The organism is Streptomyces sp. NPDC047453, assembly GCF_040643155.1.
Taxonomy (GTDB): Bacteria; Actinomycetota; Actinomycetes; order Streptomycetales; family Streptomycetaceae; genus Streptomyces.
Genome location: NZ_JBEYTS010000037.1, coordinates 15164 through 32226, shown reverse-complemented (window position 1 = coordinate 32226; position 17063 = coordinate 15164). Strand labels below are relative to the sequence as shown.

Below are 17063 nucleotides of genomic sequence, written 5' to 3'. Positions count from 1 at the left end.
CGTACCGGAGTCATCAGGAGGCCCCACCGTGGATGCCATCCACCCGCAACGCCCTCGACGCACGCCCCGGTCAAGAACAGGCGTCGCCGCGGCGACCGCCGCGCTGCTCACGCTCGGCACGCTGTCGGCCGGCGCCCTTCCCGCCCATGCCGGCCCGGCCGCCGCGCCCACGACGGCGGCGCCGGCTCCCCCGGACCACCCCGCGACACCGGTCGAGCTGACCGGTCCCGGCCTGACGGTCCAGGTGGCCAAGGAGTTCCCGCAGGTCATCTCGTACACGATGGGCGGCAGAACGCTCGGCGGCCAGGCGCGGGCCCTGGACACCTTCATCGTCAACGGCACGGCGCACACCGCCACCACGACCATGACGGCGAACGGCAACCAGGCCGTCTACACCTCGGTCTTCGCCGATCTGCCGGACCTCACCATCACCTCGACGATCACGGTGACCGAGGAGCGGACCGTCGTCTTCGCGGTGAAGAGCATCGAGGGCGCCGCCGCCTCCACCGTCGACCAGCTGTCGATCCCCGACCAGTCACTCGTCTCCGCCGACTCCTCCTCGCCGCACACGACCCTGGCCCGTACGAAGATCTCGACGAACTCGACCACCACGGCCGACGAGTTCGTCCCGGTCACCGCCGCCACGGCCCCCGACAAGGCCGCCGTCGGCACGCCGTACGGCTTCGTGAGCAACGGCGACCTGGCCGGCGGCATCATCACCAACGCCACCGACGACTCCGCGCAGAACAACAACGACAACTGGAATACCCGCCTCCAGTCGCGGATCGTGGACGCCGGCAACGGCGCCCGGCGCGCGGAGCTGTCGGCCGGCACCTACACCTACGCGCCCCGGGGCGCCACCGACCCACGGGTGAGGACGTACGCCCTGCCCAAGGCGACCGTCGTGCTCGCCGCGGACGCCAACGGCGACGGCCGGGTGGACTGGCAGGACGGCGCCATCGCCTACCGCGACCACATGCCCCGGCCGCTCGGCGCGGACCGGGTGCCCGAGCGCGTCGTGCAGCACATCCCCTTCAACTTCGCCAGCCAGGCGACGAATCCGTTCCTCAAGACGCTCGACAACGTCAAGCGTGTCTCGATGGCCACGGACGACCTCGGCCAGTGGGTCCTGGAGAAGGGCTACGGCAGCGAGGGCCACGACTCGGCCCACCCGGACTACGGCGGCAACTACAACACCCGGGCCGGCGGGCTCGCCGACCTGAACAAGCTCACCAAGGCCGGTGCCGAGTACAACTCCGACTTCGCCGTGCACGTGAACGCCACCGAGGCGTACCCGCAGGCGAGGAACTTCAGTGAGGCCCTCGTCAAGGGCCAGGTCAACGGCTGGAACTGGCTGAACCAGTCGTACCACATCGACCAGCGCGCCGACCTGGGCTCCGGAGCCGTCCTCGACCGGTTCGAGCAGCTGCGCCGCGAGGCTCCGGGCCTCAAGGGCCTCTACATAGACGTCTACTACTCCAGCGGCTGGCTGGCCGACTCACTGGCGGCGCGGCTGCGGACGATGGGCTTCGAGGTCGCGACCGAGTGGGCCTACAAGTTCGAGGGCACGTCGACCTGGTCCCACTGGGCGAGCGACAAGGGCTACGGCGGCGCCACCAACAAGGGCATCAACTCCAACATCGTCCGGTTCATCGCCAACTCCGACCGCGACGTGTGGAACGTGGACCCGCTGCTCGGCGGCGCCAGCGTCAAGGAGTTCGAGGGCTGGACCGGCCACGACGACTTCAACGCCTTCTACCGGAACATCTGGACCGACAACCTGCCGACCAAGTTCCTCCAGCACTACCAGGTCATGAACTGGGACTTCGGCAAGTCCGCCACCCTCACCGGCGGTGTCCGGGTCGCGATGGCCGACGGCAAGCGCCAGGTGTCGATGGACGGCGCGGTCGTGCTCGACGGCGACACCTATCTGCTGCCCTGGGGCGAGGCGAAGGGCGGCAACGGCACCTCCTCGCCGAGCCGGGCCGACAAGATGTACTACTACAGCGCCTCCGGCGGCACCCGCACCTTCGACCTGACCCGGCAGTTCGCCTCCACCCGCAACTTCACTCTGTACAAGCTCACCGACCAGGGCCGGGTGAAAGCCGCCCAGGTGAAGGCCGAGGACGGGCGGGTGACGCTCACCGGCGACAAGGACCAGCCCTACGTCCTGGTGCCGAACGGGAACCAGGCCCCGCACCGGGACGCGCACTACGGCGAGGGCACCGGCCTGGCCGACCCCGGCTTCAACGCCGGAAACCTGGACGCCTGGAACCCGCGGGGCGGGGCGGCGGTCGCGCGCAGCGCCACCGGTGACAACGTCGTGCGGCTCGGCGCCGGCGAGTCCGGCATCTCCCAGCAAGTCAAGGACCTCAGGCCGGGCCGGCGGTACACGCTGAGCGCCCATGTCGAGGTCGCCGCCGGGCAGCGCCGCGCCGTCGCACTGGGCGTGACCGGCGACGGGGTGAAGGCGCACAACGGTTTCGACACCACCCCGCTGCGGAACACCATGGCCGCCGACTCCAAGCAGGGCACCTACGCGCAGCGCGCGTCCGTCGCCTTCACCGCGCCCGCCGACGGCGAGGTCACCGTGGCGATCGGAGCGGCCGCCGGGGAAGCGGCGGTCACCCTCGACGACGTGCGGATCATGGCCGACACCTCCACGCCGCTGCCGCGGGGCGAGGACGGCCCGTCCGGCGGCACCGTGGTCGCCCACGACGACTTCGAGGGCAACCAGCCCGGCTGGGGGCCGTTCGTGAAGGGCGACGCGGGCGGCTCCACCGACCCGCGCACCAGCGTCAGCGAGCTGCACGCCCCGTACAGCCAGAAGACCTGGAAGAACACCTACTCGCCCTACGCCTCGGGCACCCTCAAGGGCCAGGCGGTGGACGACGTCATCGGTGGGAAGCACTCGCTGAAGGCCCACGAGGAGAACACGGGACTGGTGTACCGGACGGTCCCCGCCACGGTGCCGTTCACCGCCGGGCACAAGTACGCGGTCTCGTTCCGCTACCAGACCAACGTCGAAGGCCAGTGGGCCTGGGTTACAGGAGCGGACCGGGTCGGGGACGGCAAGGCCGTGTCCAAGGACATCACGCGCGAGACGCTCGCCCCCGCGCTGGACACCGCGACCTACTCCAAGGAGATCGTCGCCGGCTGCGGCGACACCTGGGTCGGCCTGCGCAAGCTCGGCGGCGCGGCAGGTACGGACTTCGTCCTCGACGACTTCCGCGTGACCGACCTCGGCCCGGTGAGCGGCGGCGCCGCCTGCGCGAGCGTGACCACTCCGGCCGGCGCCGACCTGAGCCCCGGCGTGCCGGGCGAGTACGTCACGACGTTCACCAACAACGAGCAGAGCGACGTCACGAACGTCGCCCTGCGGCTCGACGGCCTGCCCGACGGCTGGACCGCCATGGTCGAGAAGCGCGACGGCAACCTCTTCGACAGTGTGAAGCCGGGCGCGACTGTGAGCACCACCTGGATCCTCACGCCGCCCTCGAGCGCCGCGGGGACGTCGGCGACCTGGAAGGCGACGGCCATCTACGCCGACTCCGGCGTCACCAAGACGGTGTCGGCGGACGCCAGGGCGTCGGTCTCGACCGTGCCGGTCCTCTCGCCCGGCTCGATGACGGCGACCGCCGACTCGGAGAACCTCTCCTCGGGACCGGCGGAGGGCCCGGTGTCCAACGTGCTGGACGGTGACCCGGGCACCATCTGGCACACCGACTACAGCCACGGGAACGCGCCGTACCCGCACTGGGTGACGCTGAAGCCGGCCGGTCCGGCCGACGTGAACGGCTTCGGCTACCTCGACCGGCAGAGCGGCGGTCAGAACGGCCGTGTGGCGGGCTACGAGGTGGCCGTCTCCGACGACGGCCGCACCTGGTCCACGGTGGCCAGGGGCACCCTCGTCGACTCGCCGCAGATGCAGCGGATCTCCTTCCCCTCGGTGCGTGCCTCCTACGTGAGATTCACCGCGCTGAACGCTCTCAACGGCCAGCCGTTCGCGGCCGCCGCCGAGATGCGCGTGTACGGCACTCCGGTGGACCTGCCCACCGGATACCCGCCGGCCGACCGGCCGTAGCGGCACCTCCTGGCCCTGCCGCCACCGGTGTGTTCACCACCGGTGGCGGCAGGGCCGTCTAGGGGATGTGCCGGGCCGGGCTGGAGGCCAGGTGGAGCAGGGACTCCAGGGGGCCGCGCCGGAACAGCCGGGTCCATGCCATGGCCAGCAGCACGGCGGCGGCGATGAAGGCGAGGAGCACCGGAAGCGCGGACATGCCGTCGTCCTCGATCGCGGCCACGTGCCAGACGTCGGAGAGCAGCCACAGAGCGACGATGTGCAGGACGTACACGGTCAACGCGATCATGCCGACCGCGGCGACGGGCCTGGCCGCGCGCGTGAGCCGCGGCAGCCGGGCGGCGACGGTCAGGCACACGGCCATCACGACCAGGGCCACGCCCGTGTTGCCGAGGATGGAGAACGTCGTCTCACTGTGCGGTGCGGCCACCAGCAGCCAGGCGGGCGGGATGTGGTGCCCGGTCTCGCCGACCCGGTCGGACCACCACGCCGAGTTCGCCACGCCACCGTCCGTGGCGGCCGAGACGGCCGACAGGGCGCGCGGGACCAGGCGCAGGGCCAGCCAGGAACCGCCGTAGCCGAGCAGGACGAGGGCGCCGCCGGCGGCGGCCAGCCGGGACCGGACGCCGGGCCGGGTGAGGTCGAGCCGGGCCACCGCCATGCCCGCGATCAGGTACGGCACCCAGGCGAGGACCGGATACCCCCCGGTGAACAACAGTTCGATGACGCCGAGCGTGCCGGTGATCCGGGCCAGCGGGTCCCGGGCGACGACCGCGTCCGCCCAGTGCCCCTCCTCGATCGACTTCCGCACCACGTAGAGGATCTGCGGCAGGACCAGCGCACCGGCGGCGGCGATGAGCGCCAGGGCCCCGGCCCGCAGCCGGTACAACGGCAGGACGGCCAGGAAGAGCAGTCCGTAGAAGCTGAGGATCACGTCGACGCCGGTGTCGAGGGCGGTCAGGGCGTAGCCGAGCACGACGAGCACGCCGGCGCGAATCATGATCCTGGCCATCGCCTGCCGGCCGGCCCGGCCGGTCCGGGGGCGCGGCCGGCCGGTCAGGATGATCAGCGAGAAGCCGGCCAGCAGCGCGAAGAGCGCGGAGGACCGGCCTCGTGCCGTCTCCAGCAGGAACCCCACCGGTCCGCCCACGGTCACGTCGGGGCCGACGTGGGCGGAGTACATGCCGAAGACCGCGAGTCCGCGCGCCAGGTCGATGCCGATCAGCCGTCCCGTCGACGGCGGCCCGGCGCGGGTACCGGTCGGCTCGGCCCTCGTCCCGGTCGGCACCTGTGACGGCACGTACAACGATGCGTTCTGCGTCATGCCCTCAGACTCTGCCAAATAACCGGCACGACGTACATGTCCCCTTTCGGGAGACACCCGGCCGCCCGGCCGGAGCCGCCCCGGCCGGTCGGCGGGAGGTGCCTGCGGTCCACGAGCGGGCGGACACCCTGCGTGATACCGATCGAGCGACGGGGCTTCGACCAGCGGAGCGCACGTGATCCCGGTAGGGGTGGTCGACGACGAGGCCTTGGTCCGCGGGGAGCTTCACGCAACGTCCTCGCCGGCCCGGTTCGCCCTCCCGCTGCCCAGCGCCCGCCACGGCCTGGCCGGCCTGCGCCGGCGCGCCGAACTCCTCGGCGGCACCGTCACCTCCGGGCCCACGGCCGACGGGGGCTACGAACTCCTCCTGGAACTGCCGACCGGCGACCCGTCGTGACCACCCGCGGCAAGCGGACCGGGGCAGCGGAGCCGTCGGACGGCGTGGCCTCAGGCGGCCCGGGCGCCGACCCCGAGTGCCCCAGCCAGCGTGGAGAGTTCGGACAGGTAGTCGTCCTCGCTCAGGGGCTCCTTCTCGACGGTGCCGGGACGCGTGTCCGACCGGGTGAACACATCGGTGTGCGGGCTGCGTCCGCCACCCGTCTCCAGGAACAGCGTCACGGTCGGCTCGCTCGTGTCGCACCATGCGCGGTGCAAGGTGTGCGCGGGCAGGGCGTAGGAGGAGCCCGCGGCGTACCGGGCGGTGTGGAGCGACCGCAGCCGCGCCGGTCCCAGGGCGGTGAGCTGCCAGTGGGCGTCGTGTTCCGACAGTGATTCGCGGTACCGGGTCGCGGTGATGCCGCCGTCGCGGGACGGCTCGTACAGTTCCATGCTCAGCCGTCCCCTGACGACGCAGGAGGCGAGCGGTGAACGGTGGTTGTGGATGTCCTCCAGGGCGGCGCTCTCCACCCCCGGCTGCCACAGGTGGGCGCGCAGCCTGTGCCGGTGGCCTCCGTCGATCAGCAGCAGTTTGCGGAAGCCGAGGACGTGACGGTACGAGTGGCGCGCGCAGGCCGCCGGATCGCCCGCTCCCGAGGCGAGTTCGGTGACCAGTTCCACCATCCTTCCGGGGCGGGCCAGTTCGGCGACGGCCGCTCGGGCGGCGTCCAGCAGCCGGTCCTCGGCCATATCGCGTCCCACCGCTTCGGCCAGGGTCCGCCGGGCCGCCGTGATGTGGGCTGTTCCCATGCCTGCCTCGTGGATGCTCGCAGTGGATGAGTGTCGTTCATCGGCCGGAACCGGTGGGCAGGCGGAACTGCGCGACGCACGCCCTGTGGTCGGAGAAGTTGTCGACGACCTCGGTGCGGTTCACGGCGATGCCGGGCCCGTAGAGGATGTCGTCCACGGACCGGTCCTTGTACGTGGGCCGGCCGTCGATCGAACTGGCGAGAGGAAGGGTGCCCGCGCCGAGGACCAGTCGGCGTTCCGGTGTGTTGAAGTCCCCGCAGACCAGCGTGAGGCGGCTGTTCGCATGGCGGCCGAGCTCCCCGGCCAGCGAGTCCCAGACCTCCTTGAACTCCGCCTCGTCGGGGTCCCGGCGGAACAGGTAGAAGGGCAGGACGTGCAGTGAGGTCACGTCGACCTCCGTTCCCTCCAGCGGGAAGGTGGCCGTCACCAGACCCTTGTCGTGGCTGTGGATCTCCTGTCCCTCGATCGTCGTGCGCAGACCGGGGTTGGGCAGCCGGTGCTGCCGGTACCGGCTCAACGGGAACCGGCCTGCCACCGCCACCCCGCTGAGCCGGCCCGGGAAGAAGGACGATTCGTGCAGCGGAAGGGCCGCGGTGTGCCGCAGCGCCGTCCTCCTCATGATGTGGTCGAGGAGTTCCGACGTCCCGCGGTCGTCGAATCCGACCTCCTGGAAGGCGACGATGTCGACGCGCTGGTGCGTGAGGAAACGGACCACCTCTTCCGCAACGCCGGCGGAGCACGGATCCGTTCCTCCCGACGCCGGAACTCCCTCGTGCAGATTCCAGCTGGCGACCGTCAGCGTGTGGTCGGGACGCGGGGCTACGGGCATGCCGTCGTCCTCAGCGCGAAGTCCCGCAGAGTGCTCGTGCCCTGATAGGTCATCCAGATCGGTCTCGTGTCGTCGTGCCATCGCCAGGCGCCGTCCTTGTAGTTCTTGAGGATGTCGACCACGGCTCCCCTCAGTTTCTCCTCGCAGCCGGGAGTTCCGGGAAGCATCAGGGCCCGCGCGACCCAGGCCGCGGTGAAGTGTCCGATGAGCAGCGCGTCCACCGTGCCGTCGTCGACGGGGCGGCGGAGTTGCTCGTCCGTGGTGCGCAGGTCGAGGTCCGCGGCGCACAGCCAGCGGACGCCGGACCGGGCCGCGTTCCTGTACACCGCCCCGTCGGCGAGGACGCCGGCGGCTCGGTGGAGGGCGAGCGCGGCACGGGCCGTGTGGGCGGCGGACTTCGCCGCACTGTGCAGGTTTTCACCCCAGTGGGCGACAGGGGCCGCCCCGTCGTCCTCCCGGTGGGCCCCGTCGAGCAGCCGGCGGGCCAGCCACGGGAGTTTCGGTGACGCCGGAGCCACCTCCGCCAGTGTGGAGATCGCGACCGTGAGAACGGTCGTACGGTTCATCCCGACGGGGTCCTCCTGCGGATCCAGCATCCGCTCCAGGAGTGCGACGAGTTCGGCCTTGGTCGCGTTGTCCAGGCCGCCGCGGAACATGGCGGCCAGAACCCACGCGGTGATCTCGGGTCTGCCCCGGTCGCGCTGGGTGCTGGCGGCCCATCCCCCGCCCGGCTTCTGCAGGGCGAGCAGGGAGTCGATCACGCGACGCCGGCTGATGCGGGGGTCGCGTACGTCGAACGCCGTGATCATCCGCAGGCCGTACGAGCTGCCGACCGCCGTGGGCGGCACGTGATGGTCGTTCAGGTATTGCGACCAGCCGGCCAGATCGGCGCCCCGGTGGCGCACCTCGCGGAACTCGGCGAGCACACCGTGTGCCGAGTCGTCGACCACACGCCTGACGGACGGTGCCGCGGACCCCGGTGGCGGCGGGGCGAGTGCGGGCGCAGAAGCCTCACCGGCGTACCGCTGCCCGGCCAGGCGCAGCGCGAGACCGATGCACAGGGCGCACAGACCCGCGAACAGATAGCGGAGAACGGCGACGCTGAACCAGTCCTCGGGCAGTACGTAGTCGAGGAAGGCCTTGTAGGCGACGAGAGCCGCGCTGAACGGGCCGAGGGAGACCAGCGCGGCCTTGATCCGCTGTGCGGGGTTCGCGGTGTCCCCGGGCGCGGTCGGGGTCGAGGTGTCGGGACGTACTCGATTGGTGTGGGCCATCCTGTCCCCCCGAAGACGCGCCCGCGCGGCGAGAGCGCCAGGATAGACCCGGGATGCCCGGTTGGTCGTCCGCCGGGACGACGGTCCCGCGCCGTCAGGACCTCCATCTCACATAGGACTTGAAGGCCCGGCCGGGCAGTCGGGCGGCGAGGCGGTCCTGGCTGTGGCGGGACAGGCCGGCGAAGGCGCAGCCGATCGCCGGGGCGGCGAGGAGCGCGATGAGGACGGCGACCAGTGCCGCGTCGAGCGCGCTCTCCCTCTGGTAGCCGCCGAGGATCAGGGTGCGGACCCGGATCCGTCCTCCCGCCTCGCCCTCCGCCCAGTGCAGGACCGCGGCCGTGTCGACGAGGCTTCCGTCCTCGGCGACGAACGACCCGGAGCAGGCCCTGCTCTTGCCTCCCCTGCCGCCCTCCTCCCGATGGCACTCGCGGGCCGTGAACATACCCGGGGTGCCCGCCCATCCCACCGCGGAGGCCGCCACCGTGCCCAGCAGCACGATGCCGGTCAGGAACACGACGGACCCGCACCACCACACGAGCCGCCGCAGCGGGGCGGCCGGGGACGCGTCCGCTCGATCGGCCAGTTTCCGCAGGGTCCGCTGCCGGTCCGTGCCGATGCCCCATCCGGCACCCCCCGGGGCGCCGGGCGCGCGGTAGCCGCTCGCGCCACCGGCCGCGGCCCTGCGGCGCCGCGCCGCCCTGTTGCGTGACTTCGCCACACCTGCCTCCCGCCCGACCGCGGCGTCACCGCCGGCACGCCGGCTTCGTCGTCGACGTCGGCCCGGCATCGTCGCCCGTCTCAGAGGCGACTGTACTTCTCGATGTCCTCGCTGAACTCCTCGATCGCCTGCGCGGTGAGCGTGGGCCGGGTGTCGGCGATGGCGTCGAGGTAGTCCTCGGTGGTGGCCGGACGGCCCTGCCGATGCGTGACTTCGCGTTCGAACGCCGCCTGCGCGCCCTTGCGGGCGGCGAACTCGATGTCGGCCGGGGTGAACAGCTCGCTGGCGGCCACCAGTTGTGCCACGTCCACCGAGTCGGCGGCCCGGAGATAGCGGTCCCAGATCGCCGAGCGGGCCGTCGCGTCGGGGGGTCCGATCGGGATGACGTAGTCGAACCGGCCCGGCCGCAGGAACGCCGGGTCGAGGGAACGCACCGAGTTCGTGGCGCAGGCCAGCAGCCGGGAGTCGTGCTCGCGGAAGCCGGGGATGAGCTTCAGCAGCTCGTTGGTCACCCCGTGCCCCGGGTCCACCGCCATACCGGATCGCACACCGGCGATCTCCTCGACCTCGTCGATGAAGAGCAGCACCGTGTCCAGTTCCGCCAGATCGGCGAACACCTCCCGCAGCGCCGCCGCCAGCCCCTCGCTCGTGTCGGCGGCGAGCCGGGACGGGAAGAGTTCCACGAACGGCCAGCCGAGCCGCGAGGCCACCGCCTTGGCGAAACTGGTCTTCCCGGTGCCGGGCGGGCCGAAGAGGATGACCCCTTTCGGCGGGACGACGCCGTAGCGGTCGGCGAGCGTCGGCTCCGCCAGGGGGAGCACGACACGCCGTTCGACGACCTGCTTCTCCCGTTCCATGCCGGCCATGGCGTCCCAGAGCCCCTCGGGAAGCATGCGCCCGCCCAGCTCCGTGAGGGCGCCGGCGTTGGAGGGTCCCTGCGGTTCGAGTTTCTCGTAGTAGACCAGGTCGTCCCGGAGCCGGTAGCCGCAGTGTTCCAGGGCCGCGGTTCCGGCGGCGCCGGGCGGCAGCAGGGCGCTGATACGACGCACGCCCAGTGCCCTCAGGCGCCGTTCCAGTTCGGTGACGAGGGCGCTGCCGATGCCGCGCTGACGCCACCGGGCGGCGAGCGCCACCAGGAGGACCCATCCTCGCTGGCCGCCCGCCCGTGCCGCGGCCATGCCCACCAGTTCGTCGCCCACGACGGCGACCACGGCGTTCTGTCCGGCCCGGGCCTCGGCCATCACCTCCGAGACCGGGAAGACCGGATCCTCGCTGGTCTGCCGGCTCTCCTCCCAGATCAGGATCGCCTGGTCAAGATCGTCGTCGCGATAGTCGCGCAGGTGCCATGCGGGCATCGCAACCACCTCACCGCTCCCGGCAGTCCATTGTCTCCGCTGGTGCGCCGGGCGGCGAGCCAGGCAGGCCGGGGCGGGTGCGACACGCACTGGTACGCACCCTTCCCGGTTCGTCAGCTTCGCGAGCTCGAGGCGAGGTGGGCGAACACGACCACGTTCTCCTGGTAGCCCCCCTTGGCGCGGTCGAACTTCCCGCCGCAGGTGATCAGCCGCAGCTGGGGAGTCGCGGTGTCCGCGTAGACCCTGTCGTCGGGGAAGTGCGCCTTGCTGAAGGCGTCGATGGAGTCGACCTTGAAGCGGGCGACGGTGCCGTCCGCGCGGGTGATGTTCACGACGGCTCCGGGTTCGAGCGAGCCCAGCTCGGCGAAGACCGCGGGACCGGTCTTGGTGTCCAGATGACCGACGACGACCGAGGCTCCGCGCTCGCCGGGCGACGGCCCGCCCTTGAACCATCCGACCAGGTTGGTGTTCTCGGCCGGCGGCGGGTTCAGTTGGCCCGAGGCGTTGACGGACAGTTTGGTGAACGGCGCGTCCACCCCGATGTCCGGGATCGAGATCCGCGTCGGTGCCGAGCGGGGCAGCGCCTTGCCGGACTTGGTACCGGACTTGGTGCCGGTTCTGGGGTGGGTTGTGGAGTCGGTCGTCGTGCCCGTCCTGGGGTCGGTCGTCGTGCCCGTCCCGGGGTGGGTTGTGGAGTCGGTCGTCGTGCCCGTCCTGGGGTCGGCCTTCGTACCGGTCCTGGGGTCGGCCTTCGTGCCGGTCCTGGTGTCGACGCTCGGCTCCGGCGACAAGGGAGCCAGGGAGGTGATCGCCGCCGGACCGTTCGTGTGCGTGGGGTGCGCCACGGGCGCCGCGACCAGGGAGTTGTGAATGAGAGCGATGCCCAGCCCGACCGCTGCCGCGGGCCACAGCAGGCGGAGCCGGAAACGACGCTTGGCGGGCTTGATCCCGCGCTGCTCCGTCTGGGGCGGCTGCTGAGAAGCCATGGACGGTGCCTTTCGTCAAGAGGTGGTACTGGCCGCGGGCGACGGTTGGGGTCGGCCGCCGCTGCCGCGGCCCGCGCTGCCCTCCTGGGGAGGTGACGCGGACCGCGGCAGCCCAGCGACAAGCAAGAACGGCCCGATCAGGCCGCGGAGGGGTCCGACGCCTGACGGCGGCGGAGCATGTACGCACCGGCGCCCAGGCCGCCGAGCAGCAGCGCGGCCCCTGCCCCGAGGCCCAGGGTGTTGGAGGACTGGGCCAGCCCGCCACCGCCGGCGTGCACGCCACCGCGCGGCTGGCCCTCATCGCGGCTCTCACCACGGCCCTCGCCACGGTCCTCGCCACCGTTGTCACGGCCCTCGCGACCCTCGTCGCCGTCACCGCGCTCGTCCTCGTCGCCGTCGGCCTTCAACAGGGCCAGGGCTCCGCCACCGGCGTGCACGCCACCTTGCGGCTTGCCCTTGTGGCCCTTGTGGCCCTTACCGCACTCGTCGTCGCAACCCTCGCCATGGCTCTTGCCGCCCTTTTCGCGGCCCTCGCGACCCTCGTCGCGGTCACCGCGCTCGTCCTCGTCACGACCACCACGGTCGCCGTCGGCCTTCAACAGGGCCAGGGCTCCGCCACCGGCGTGCACGCCACCGCGCGGCCGGTCCTTGCGACCCTCGCCACGGTCCTCGCCGCCGTTGTCACGGCCCTTGCCGCCCTTGTCGCCGTGGTCGCGGCCCTGGTCGTCGTTGTCACGGCCACCGCGGCCTTCGTCGTCGCCGCGGCCCTCGCCCTTCTGGCCCTCGTCACTGTCGTTGTCGTCGGAGTCCCCGCCGCGGGAGCTGTCAGCCTTGACGGCCTGCTGCTGCGAGGAGGGGAGCGCGGTCAGGGTCACCGCGCTCGCAGCAGGGGCGGAGAACGCCACAGCCGCGGCCAGGGCCGCGGAGGTGAACAGAGTACGGGTGATACGCATGGGTGTTCCTTCCGTCACGACTGCGAGAGCCGGCCCAACGCCCACTCAATCGGGAATCGCAGCCGCGACGTGATCACCTTCAGCGGAATCCTGACGCCCCACCACCTGAGCGTCGCATTCGGACTACTGACACCCTCTCCGTACGTCCGAGCGGGGGAACGAGGGCGGCCTTGGCCGCGGTGCTCTCCCTTCCTCGGTCAGGAAGGGCCGATTCCCGTTGTCCGGGCCGGTCTCCCGCTCCCCGGAGTCATCCGCGGGACGCCCGCGGGCCGAACGAAGCCGTGCGGGGGTAAGCGGCCCATGCCGGCCATCCATATGGCCCACAGCCGATCGGTGACAGCCCGTTCTCAGCGTCGAACAGCCGTCCGTCTTTAGTAAACCCGCTCACCGAATACGCAAAGAAGGCATAAAGAATGATGAAACCACACAAAGACGCGACGGGTCGCGCACCGCGGTACGCACGTCACGCGTTCGGCACAACGGCGGCGACGGAGCCGGCGCCCGGATGTCGTGCGGCGTGCGGCGTGCGGCGTGCGGCGTGCGCCGAAGCATCCCCGAAGTCGTGGGCATGCCCGCACAGATGGGTCACCGGTGCGATCAACTCCCCCCAGTGCGTCGTACGAGTTGACATCGTCGCCGACCCCACGGCGGTCAGCGATTCGGACCTGCTGGGCCAGGTCGCCGCCACCGGCGAACAGGTTCTCGGCACCGCCGGCCACTACCGTCAGGCGAGAGTCAGCGCCTCCTCCTGACCAGCACTGACCAGCACTGACCAGCACTGACCGGCACTGATGAGCACTGACCAGCGCACTGACCGGCGCCGACCGACACTGATCGGCACTGGCCCACGCCGCGGACCGGCCTCCGGGCCGCTCAGGAGGGTGTGCCCGCCCGTCGGGGGGGTATAATTTTCATCATCCGATGAATTAATGCTCTCCTGAGAGGCGGGGCCGTGATGGAGCGGACCACGTGCTGTGTGGTGGGGGGCGGTCCCGCGGGCATGGTGTTCGCCCTGCTGCTGGCCCGGTCGGGCGTCCCCGTGACCGTGCTGGAACAGCACGGCGACTTCCTGCGGGACTTCCGCGGCGACACCGTGCACCCCTCGACCTTGGCGTTGCTGGACGAGCTGGGCTTGGCCGAGCGCTTCGCGCGGCTGCCCCAGCGCCGGGTGCGCACCGTCCAACTGCCCGCCGGGCCCGGCCGGTCGATGGTGACGGTCGCGGACCTCGCGGCGCTTCCCGGCCCGTACAACTACGTCGCGATGGTGCCCCAGTGGGACCTGCTCGACCTCCTCGTGGACGAGGCCCGGCGCGAGCCGTCCTTCGACGTGCGCATGAACACCGAGGCGACCTCCTTCCTGATCGAGCGCGGACGGGTCACCGGGGTGCGCTACCGCACCTCCGACGGCCGCACCGGTGAACTGCGCGCGGCTCTCACGGTCGCCTGCGACGGCCGCGGCTCCCTGGCCCGCTCGCGGCCGGAACTGGGGCTGCGCCGCTTCGACTGCCCGATGGACGCCTGGTGGTTCCGGCTGCCGCGGCACGAGGGCGACCCGAGCGGACTGGTCGGCGGCGCGGGCGACCGCTTCCTGACCGCGATGATCGACCGCGGGTCGTACTGGCAGTGCGCCGCGCTCATTCCCAAGGGCACCGACGCCGAGCGCCGCGCCGCCGGCCTCGACCGCTTCCTGGCCGACTTCGCCGCCGCGGTGCCCTGGGCCGCGGACCGCACACACACCCTGCGCTCCTGGGACGAGGTCAAGCTCCTGGACGTGCGGCTGGACCGGCTGCGCCGCTGGCACCGCCCGGGGCTGCTGTGCATCGGCGACGCCGCGCACGCGATGTCCCCGGTCTTCGGCATCGGCATCAACCTCGCCGTGGAGGACGCCGTCGCCGCCGCCCGGCACCTGGTCGGGCCGCTGCGCCGAGGGACCGTGGGCCTGCGCGACGTACGCGCCGTACAGCGCCGCCGCCGTCCCACCACCGTCATGACGCAGGCGCTGCAACGGGCGGCCCACGCCGGGTTCATCGCGCCCGTCCTGCGGGGGCGGCAACCCCTCGGCAGCGCCGACCGGGCCCGGCGCACCGCCGGCCTGCTCACCGGATCCCGGCTGGTCCAGCGGCTGCCCGCGTACTTCCTCGCCTACGGCGCACTGCGCGAGCGCCCACCGGAGAGCGCCGTCCGCCGGCTCCGGCGGACGTAAGACCGAAGCCCGGAGACCCGGAGACCCGAAGACCCGAAGGCCGTAAGGTCCGACGGTGGCGCGGCCAGACCGACACCGATGGATTCGGGGCGGAGCCTCTCAGCCGGTCTCGTCGCGCAGGGCCTGGTGGATCTCCCGCAGCGAGCCGGTCAGCCGAGCGTAGTCGTCGCCCGCCACCGGTGTGACGAAGTAGCGCTCGACGACGTCCGCGTGCACGGCCGCGGCCCGGAGGAAGACGGCACGGCCCTGCTCCGTCGGCTCCACCAGGACGCTTCTGCGGTCCCCGGGGGACGGCACGCGCCGGACCAGGCCGGCCTCCTCCATGCGGTCCACCAGGCGGGTGATGCCGCCACTGGTGAGGGTGAGGTCGGTGGCGAGCACACGCTGCGAGACCTCCTCGTCCGGCTGCCGGCAGAGCCGTATGAGGACCTCGAACATCGTGTGGCCGATCCCGCACTCATGGCGCAGAGCGGTGTCGATCCGCTGTTCCAGGCGGGTGGCGGCCTTGATCAGCAGCCCGAAGTCGTGCACGAGCGGACTGTTCGCGGCACGGGCGGCCTCGTCGTCCTGCCGGGTCATGTCCTCCACCTGCCTGATGTCCTCTCCCACTTCGGCCCCGCGCGGTCCTGTCCCGCCCAGTTTACTGCTGACTCACCTACCGAAACCTCAATTACTGAGCAATCAATTGCTGAGCAGTCAGCGAAGTTCTATGGTGGCCGGGTCCGCACGAGGGCCGAAGAGAGGGAGAGCAGTGGACCTGCAGCACTGGCTCGGCCGAGCCACCCAGGCGATACAGGAGTGGGCCGACACCTTCGCCCCCTACCAGCCGCACCCGTCGCTCCAGGTCGACGACGACCGGTTCGCCGCCGCCTTCGAGGAGTTCACCGGCCGGCTGAAGGACAACTACCCCTTCTTCCACCCGTCCTACGTGGGCCAGATGCTCAAGCCCCCGCACCCCGCGGCCGTGGCCGGATACCTCACCGCCATGCTGATCAACCCCAACAACCACGCCCTGGACGGCGGTCCGGCCACCGCCCGCATGGAGCGGGAGGCCGTCGCGCAACTCGCCGCGATGTTCGGCTACGACACCCATCTCGGCCACCTCACCACCAGCGGCACGATCGCCAACCTCGAAGCCCTCTACGTCGCCCGGGAACTCCACCCCGGGCGGGGCGTCGCCTACAGCGAGGACGCCCATTACACCCACGGCCGCATGTGCCGCGTCCTGGGCATGGAGGGCCACGCCGTCCCCACCGACGACCGGGGCCGTATGGACCTCGGTGCGCTGGAGGACCTGCTGCGGACGGGCCGGGTGGGCACGGTGGTCGTCACGGCGGGCACCACCGGGCTCGGGGCCGTCGACCCGATCCACGACGCCGTACCCCTCGCGCGGCGCCACGGCGTCCGCGTCCACGTCGACGCCGCGTACGGCGGCTTCTTCACCTTGCTCACAGGCGCCGGCGGTGACGCGGGGCTGCCGCCCGAGCCGTGGCGGGCGATCGCCGGGTGCGACTCGATCGTCGTCGACCCGCACAAGCACGGACTCCAGCCCTACGGCTGCGGTGCCGTCCTCTTCCGCGACCCGGAGGTGGGACGCTTCTACCTGCACGACTCCCCGTACACCTACTTCACCTCCGCCGAACTGCACCTCGGCGAGATCAGCCTGGAGTGCTCACGCGCCGGCGCCTCGGCGGCCGCCCTGTGGCTCACGTTCCGGCTTCTCCCGCCCACGCCCGACGGTCTGGGCGCCGTCCTGGCAGCCGGCCGCCGGGCCGCGCTGAGGTGGGCGGACCTGATCGACGCGTCCGAGGCCCTGGAGCTTTACCAGGGGCCCGAATTGGACATCGTCACCTACTTCCCGGCGGTGGAGCCGGCCACGCTGAGCGCCGTCGACACCGCCTCCGCGCGCATCCTCGACGACGGCATGACCGGCCCCGACCCCGTGTACCTGAGCACGCTGAGGGCCGGCCGCGAGGCGTTCACGGTCCGTCACCCGAAGGTCACGGCGGACGCCGACGGCGCCCGCGTCCTGCGCAGCGTCCTGATGAAACCGGAGACCGAGCACCACGTGGAACACGTCCACGCCCGGGTGGAGCGGCTCGCCCGGTCGCGGTGACCGCCCGGAGCGGCCGCAACGGGCCCGCGCCCCGTGCGG

12 protein-coding genes and 1 pseudogene are annotated in these 17063 nt (G+C 71.8%); 4 read left to right on the top strand and 9 right to left on the bottom strand.

What is annotated here, in order from left to right; genetic code table 11:
- Positions 1-28: 28 nt before the first annotated feature.
- A complete protein-coding gene (locus ABZ818_RS27190) occupies positions 29-4084 on the top strand; it encodes an endo-alpha-N-acetylgalactosaminidase family protein (protein WP_361419840.1) in 4056 nt (1351 codons plus the stop codon).
- Positions 4085-4142: 58 nt separating this feature from the next.
- Here ABZ818_RS27190 and ABZ818_RS27185 read toward each other — a convergent pair whose 3' ends face one another.
- The gene (locus tag ABZ818_RS27185) at positions 4143-5405 is read right to left on the bottom strand and encodes a DUF418 domain-containing protein (protein ID WP_361419837.1); all 1263 of its coding nucleotides are present in this window, start codon (positions 5403-5405) and stop codon (positions 4143-4145) included.
- A 235-nt stretch (positions 5406-5640) separates the two neighbouring features.
- Between ABZ818_RS27185 and ABZ818_RS27180 the strand changes: the two are divergent.
- A pseudogene (locus ABZ818_RS27180) lies at positions 5641-5802 on the top strand (two-component sensor histidine kinase); the annotation flags it as partial.
- Positions 5803-5852: 50 nt separating this feature from the next.
- On the opposite strand, the gene ABZ818_RS27175 reads toward ABZ818_RS27180, so the two are convergent.
- From ABZ818_RS27175 to ABZ818_RS27145, 7 genes are all read right to left on the bottom strand, one after another.
- The gene (locus tag ABZ818_RS27175; protein ID WP_361419835.1) at positions 5853-6590 is read right to left on the bottom strand and encodes a hypothetical protein; all 738 of its coding nucleotides are present in this window, start codon (positions 6588-6590) and stop codon (positions 5853-5855) included.
- A 37-nt stretch (positions 6591-6627) separates the two neighbouring features.
- Complete coding sequence (locus ABZ818_RS27170; RefSeq protein WP_361419833.1) at positions 6628-7419, bottom strand: endonuclease/exonuclease/phosphatase family protein; 792 nt, start codon at positions 7417-7419, stop codon at positions 6628-6630.
- Positions 7410-8693: a hypothetical protein gene (locus ABZ818_RS27165; RefSeq protein WP_361419830.1), complete on the bottom strand. Its 1284-nt coding sequence runs from the start codon at positions 8691-8693 to the stop codon at positions 7410-7412. The genes ABZ818_RS27170 and ABZ818_RS27165 overlap by 10 nt, the downstream gene beginning before the upstream one ends.
- Positions 8694-8787: 94 nt before the next feature.
- A complete protein-coding gene (locus ABZ818_RS27160; protein ID WP_361419827.1) occupies positions 8788-9411 on the bottom strand; it encodes a hypothetical protein in 624 nt (207 codons plus the stop codon).
- A gap of 80 nt (positions 9412-9491) precedes the next feature.
- Positions 9492-10766, bottom strand: a complete 1275-nt coding sequence (locus ABZ818_RS27155; RefSeq protein WP_361419823.1) for a GNAT family N-acetyltransferase — start codon at positions 10764-10766, stop codon at positions 9492-9494.
- A gap of 113 nt (positions 10767-10879) precedes the next feature.
- The gene (locus tag ABZ818_RS27150) at positions 10880-11752 is read right to left on the bottom strand and encodes a class F sortase (RefSeq protein WP_361419820.1); all 873 of its coding nucleotides are present in this window, start codon (positions 11750-11752) and stop codon (positions 10880-10882) included.
- 137 nt (positions 11753-11889) lie between these two features.
- Positions 11890-12705 carry a hypothetical protein gene (locus tag ABZ818_RS27145; RefSeq protein WP_361419817.1) on the bottom strand — a complete coding sequence of 272 codons (816 nt, stop codon included), beginning with the start codon at positions 12703-12705 and terminating at the stop codon, positions 11890-11892.
- Between the two features lie 955 nt (positions 12706-13660).
- Here ABZ818_RS27145 and ABZ818_RS27140 point away from each other — a divergent pair.
- A complete protein-coding gene (locus ABZ818_RS27140) occupies positions 13661-14908 on the top strand; it encodes an FAD-dependent oxidoreductase (protein ID WP_361419814.1) in 1248 nt (415 codons plus the stop codon).
- 99 nt (positions 14909-15007) lie between these two features.
- On the opposite strand, the gene ABZ818_RS27135 is transcribed toward ABZ818_RS27140, so the two are convergent.
- Positions 15008-15487, bottom strand: a complete 480-nt coding sequence (locus ABZ818_RS27135; protein ID WP_361419811.1) for a MarR family transcriptional regulator — start codon at positions 15485-15487, stop codon at positions 15008-15010.
- Positions 15488-15659: 172 nt separating this feature from the next.
- Here ABZ818_RS27135 and ABZ818_RS27130 point away from each other — a divergent pair, with 172 nt between their 5' ends.
- Positions 15660-17024, top strand: a complete 1365-nt coding sequence (locus ABZ818_RS27130; protein WP_361419808.1) for an aminotransferase class V-fold PLP-dependent enzyme — start codon at positions 15660-15662, stop codon at positions 17022-17024.
- Positions 17025-17063 lie beyond the last annotated feature (39 nt).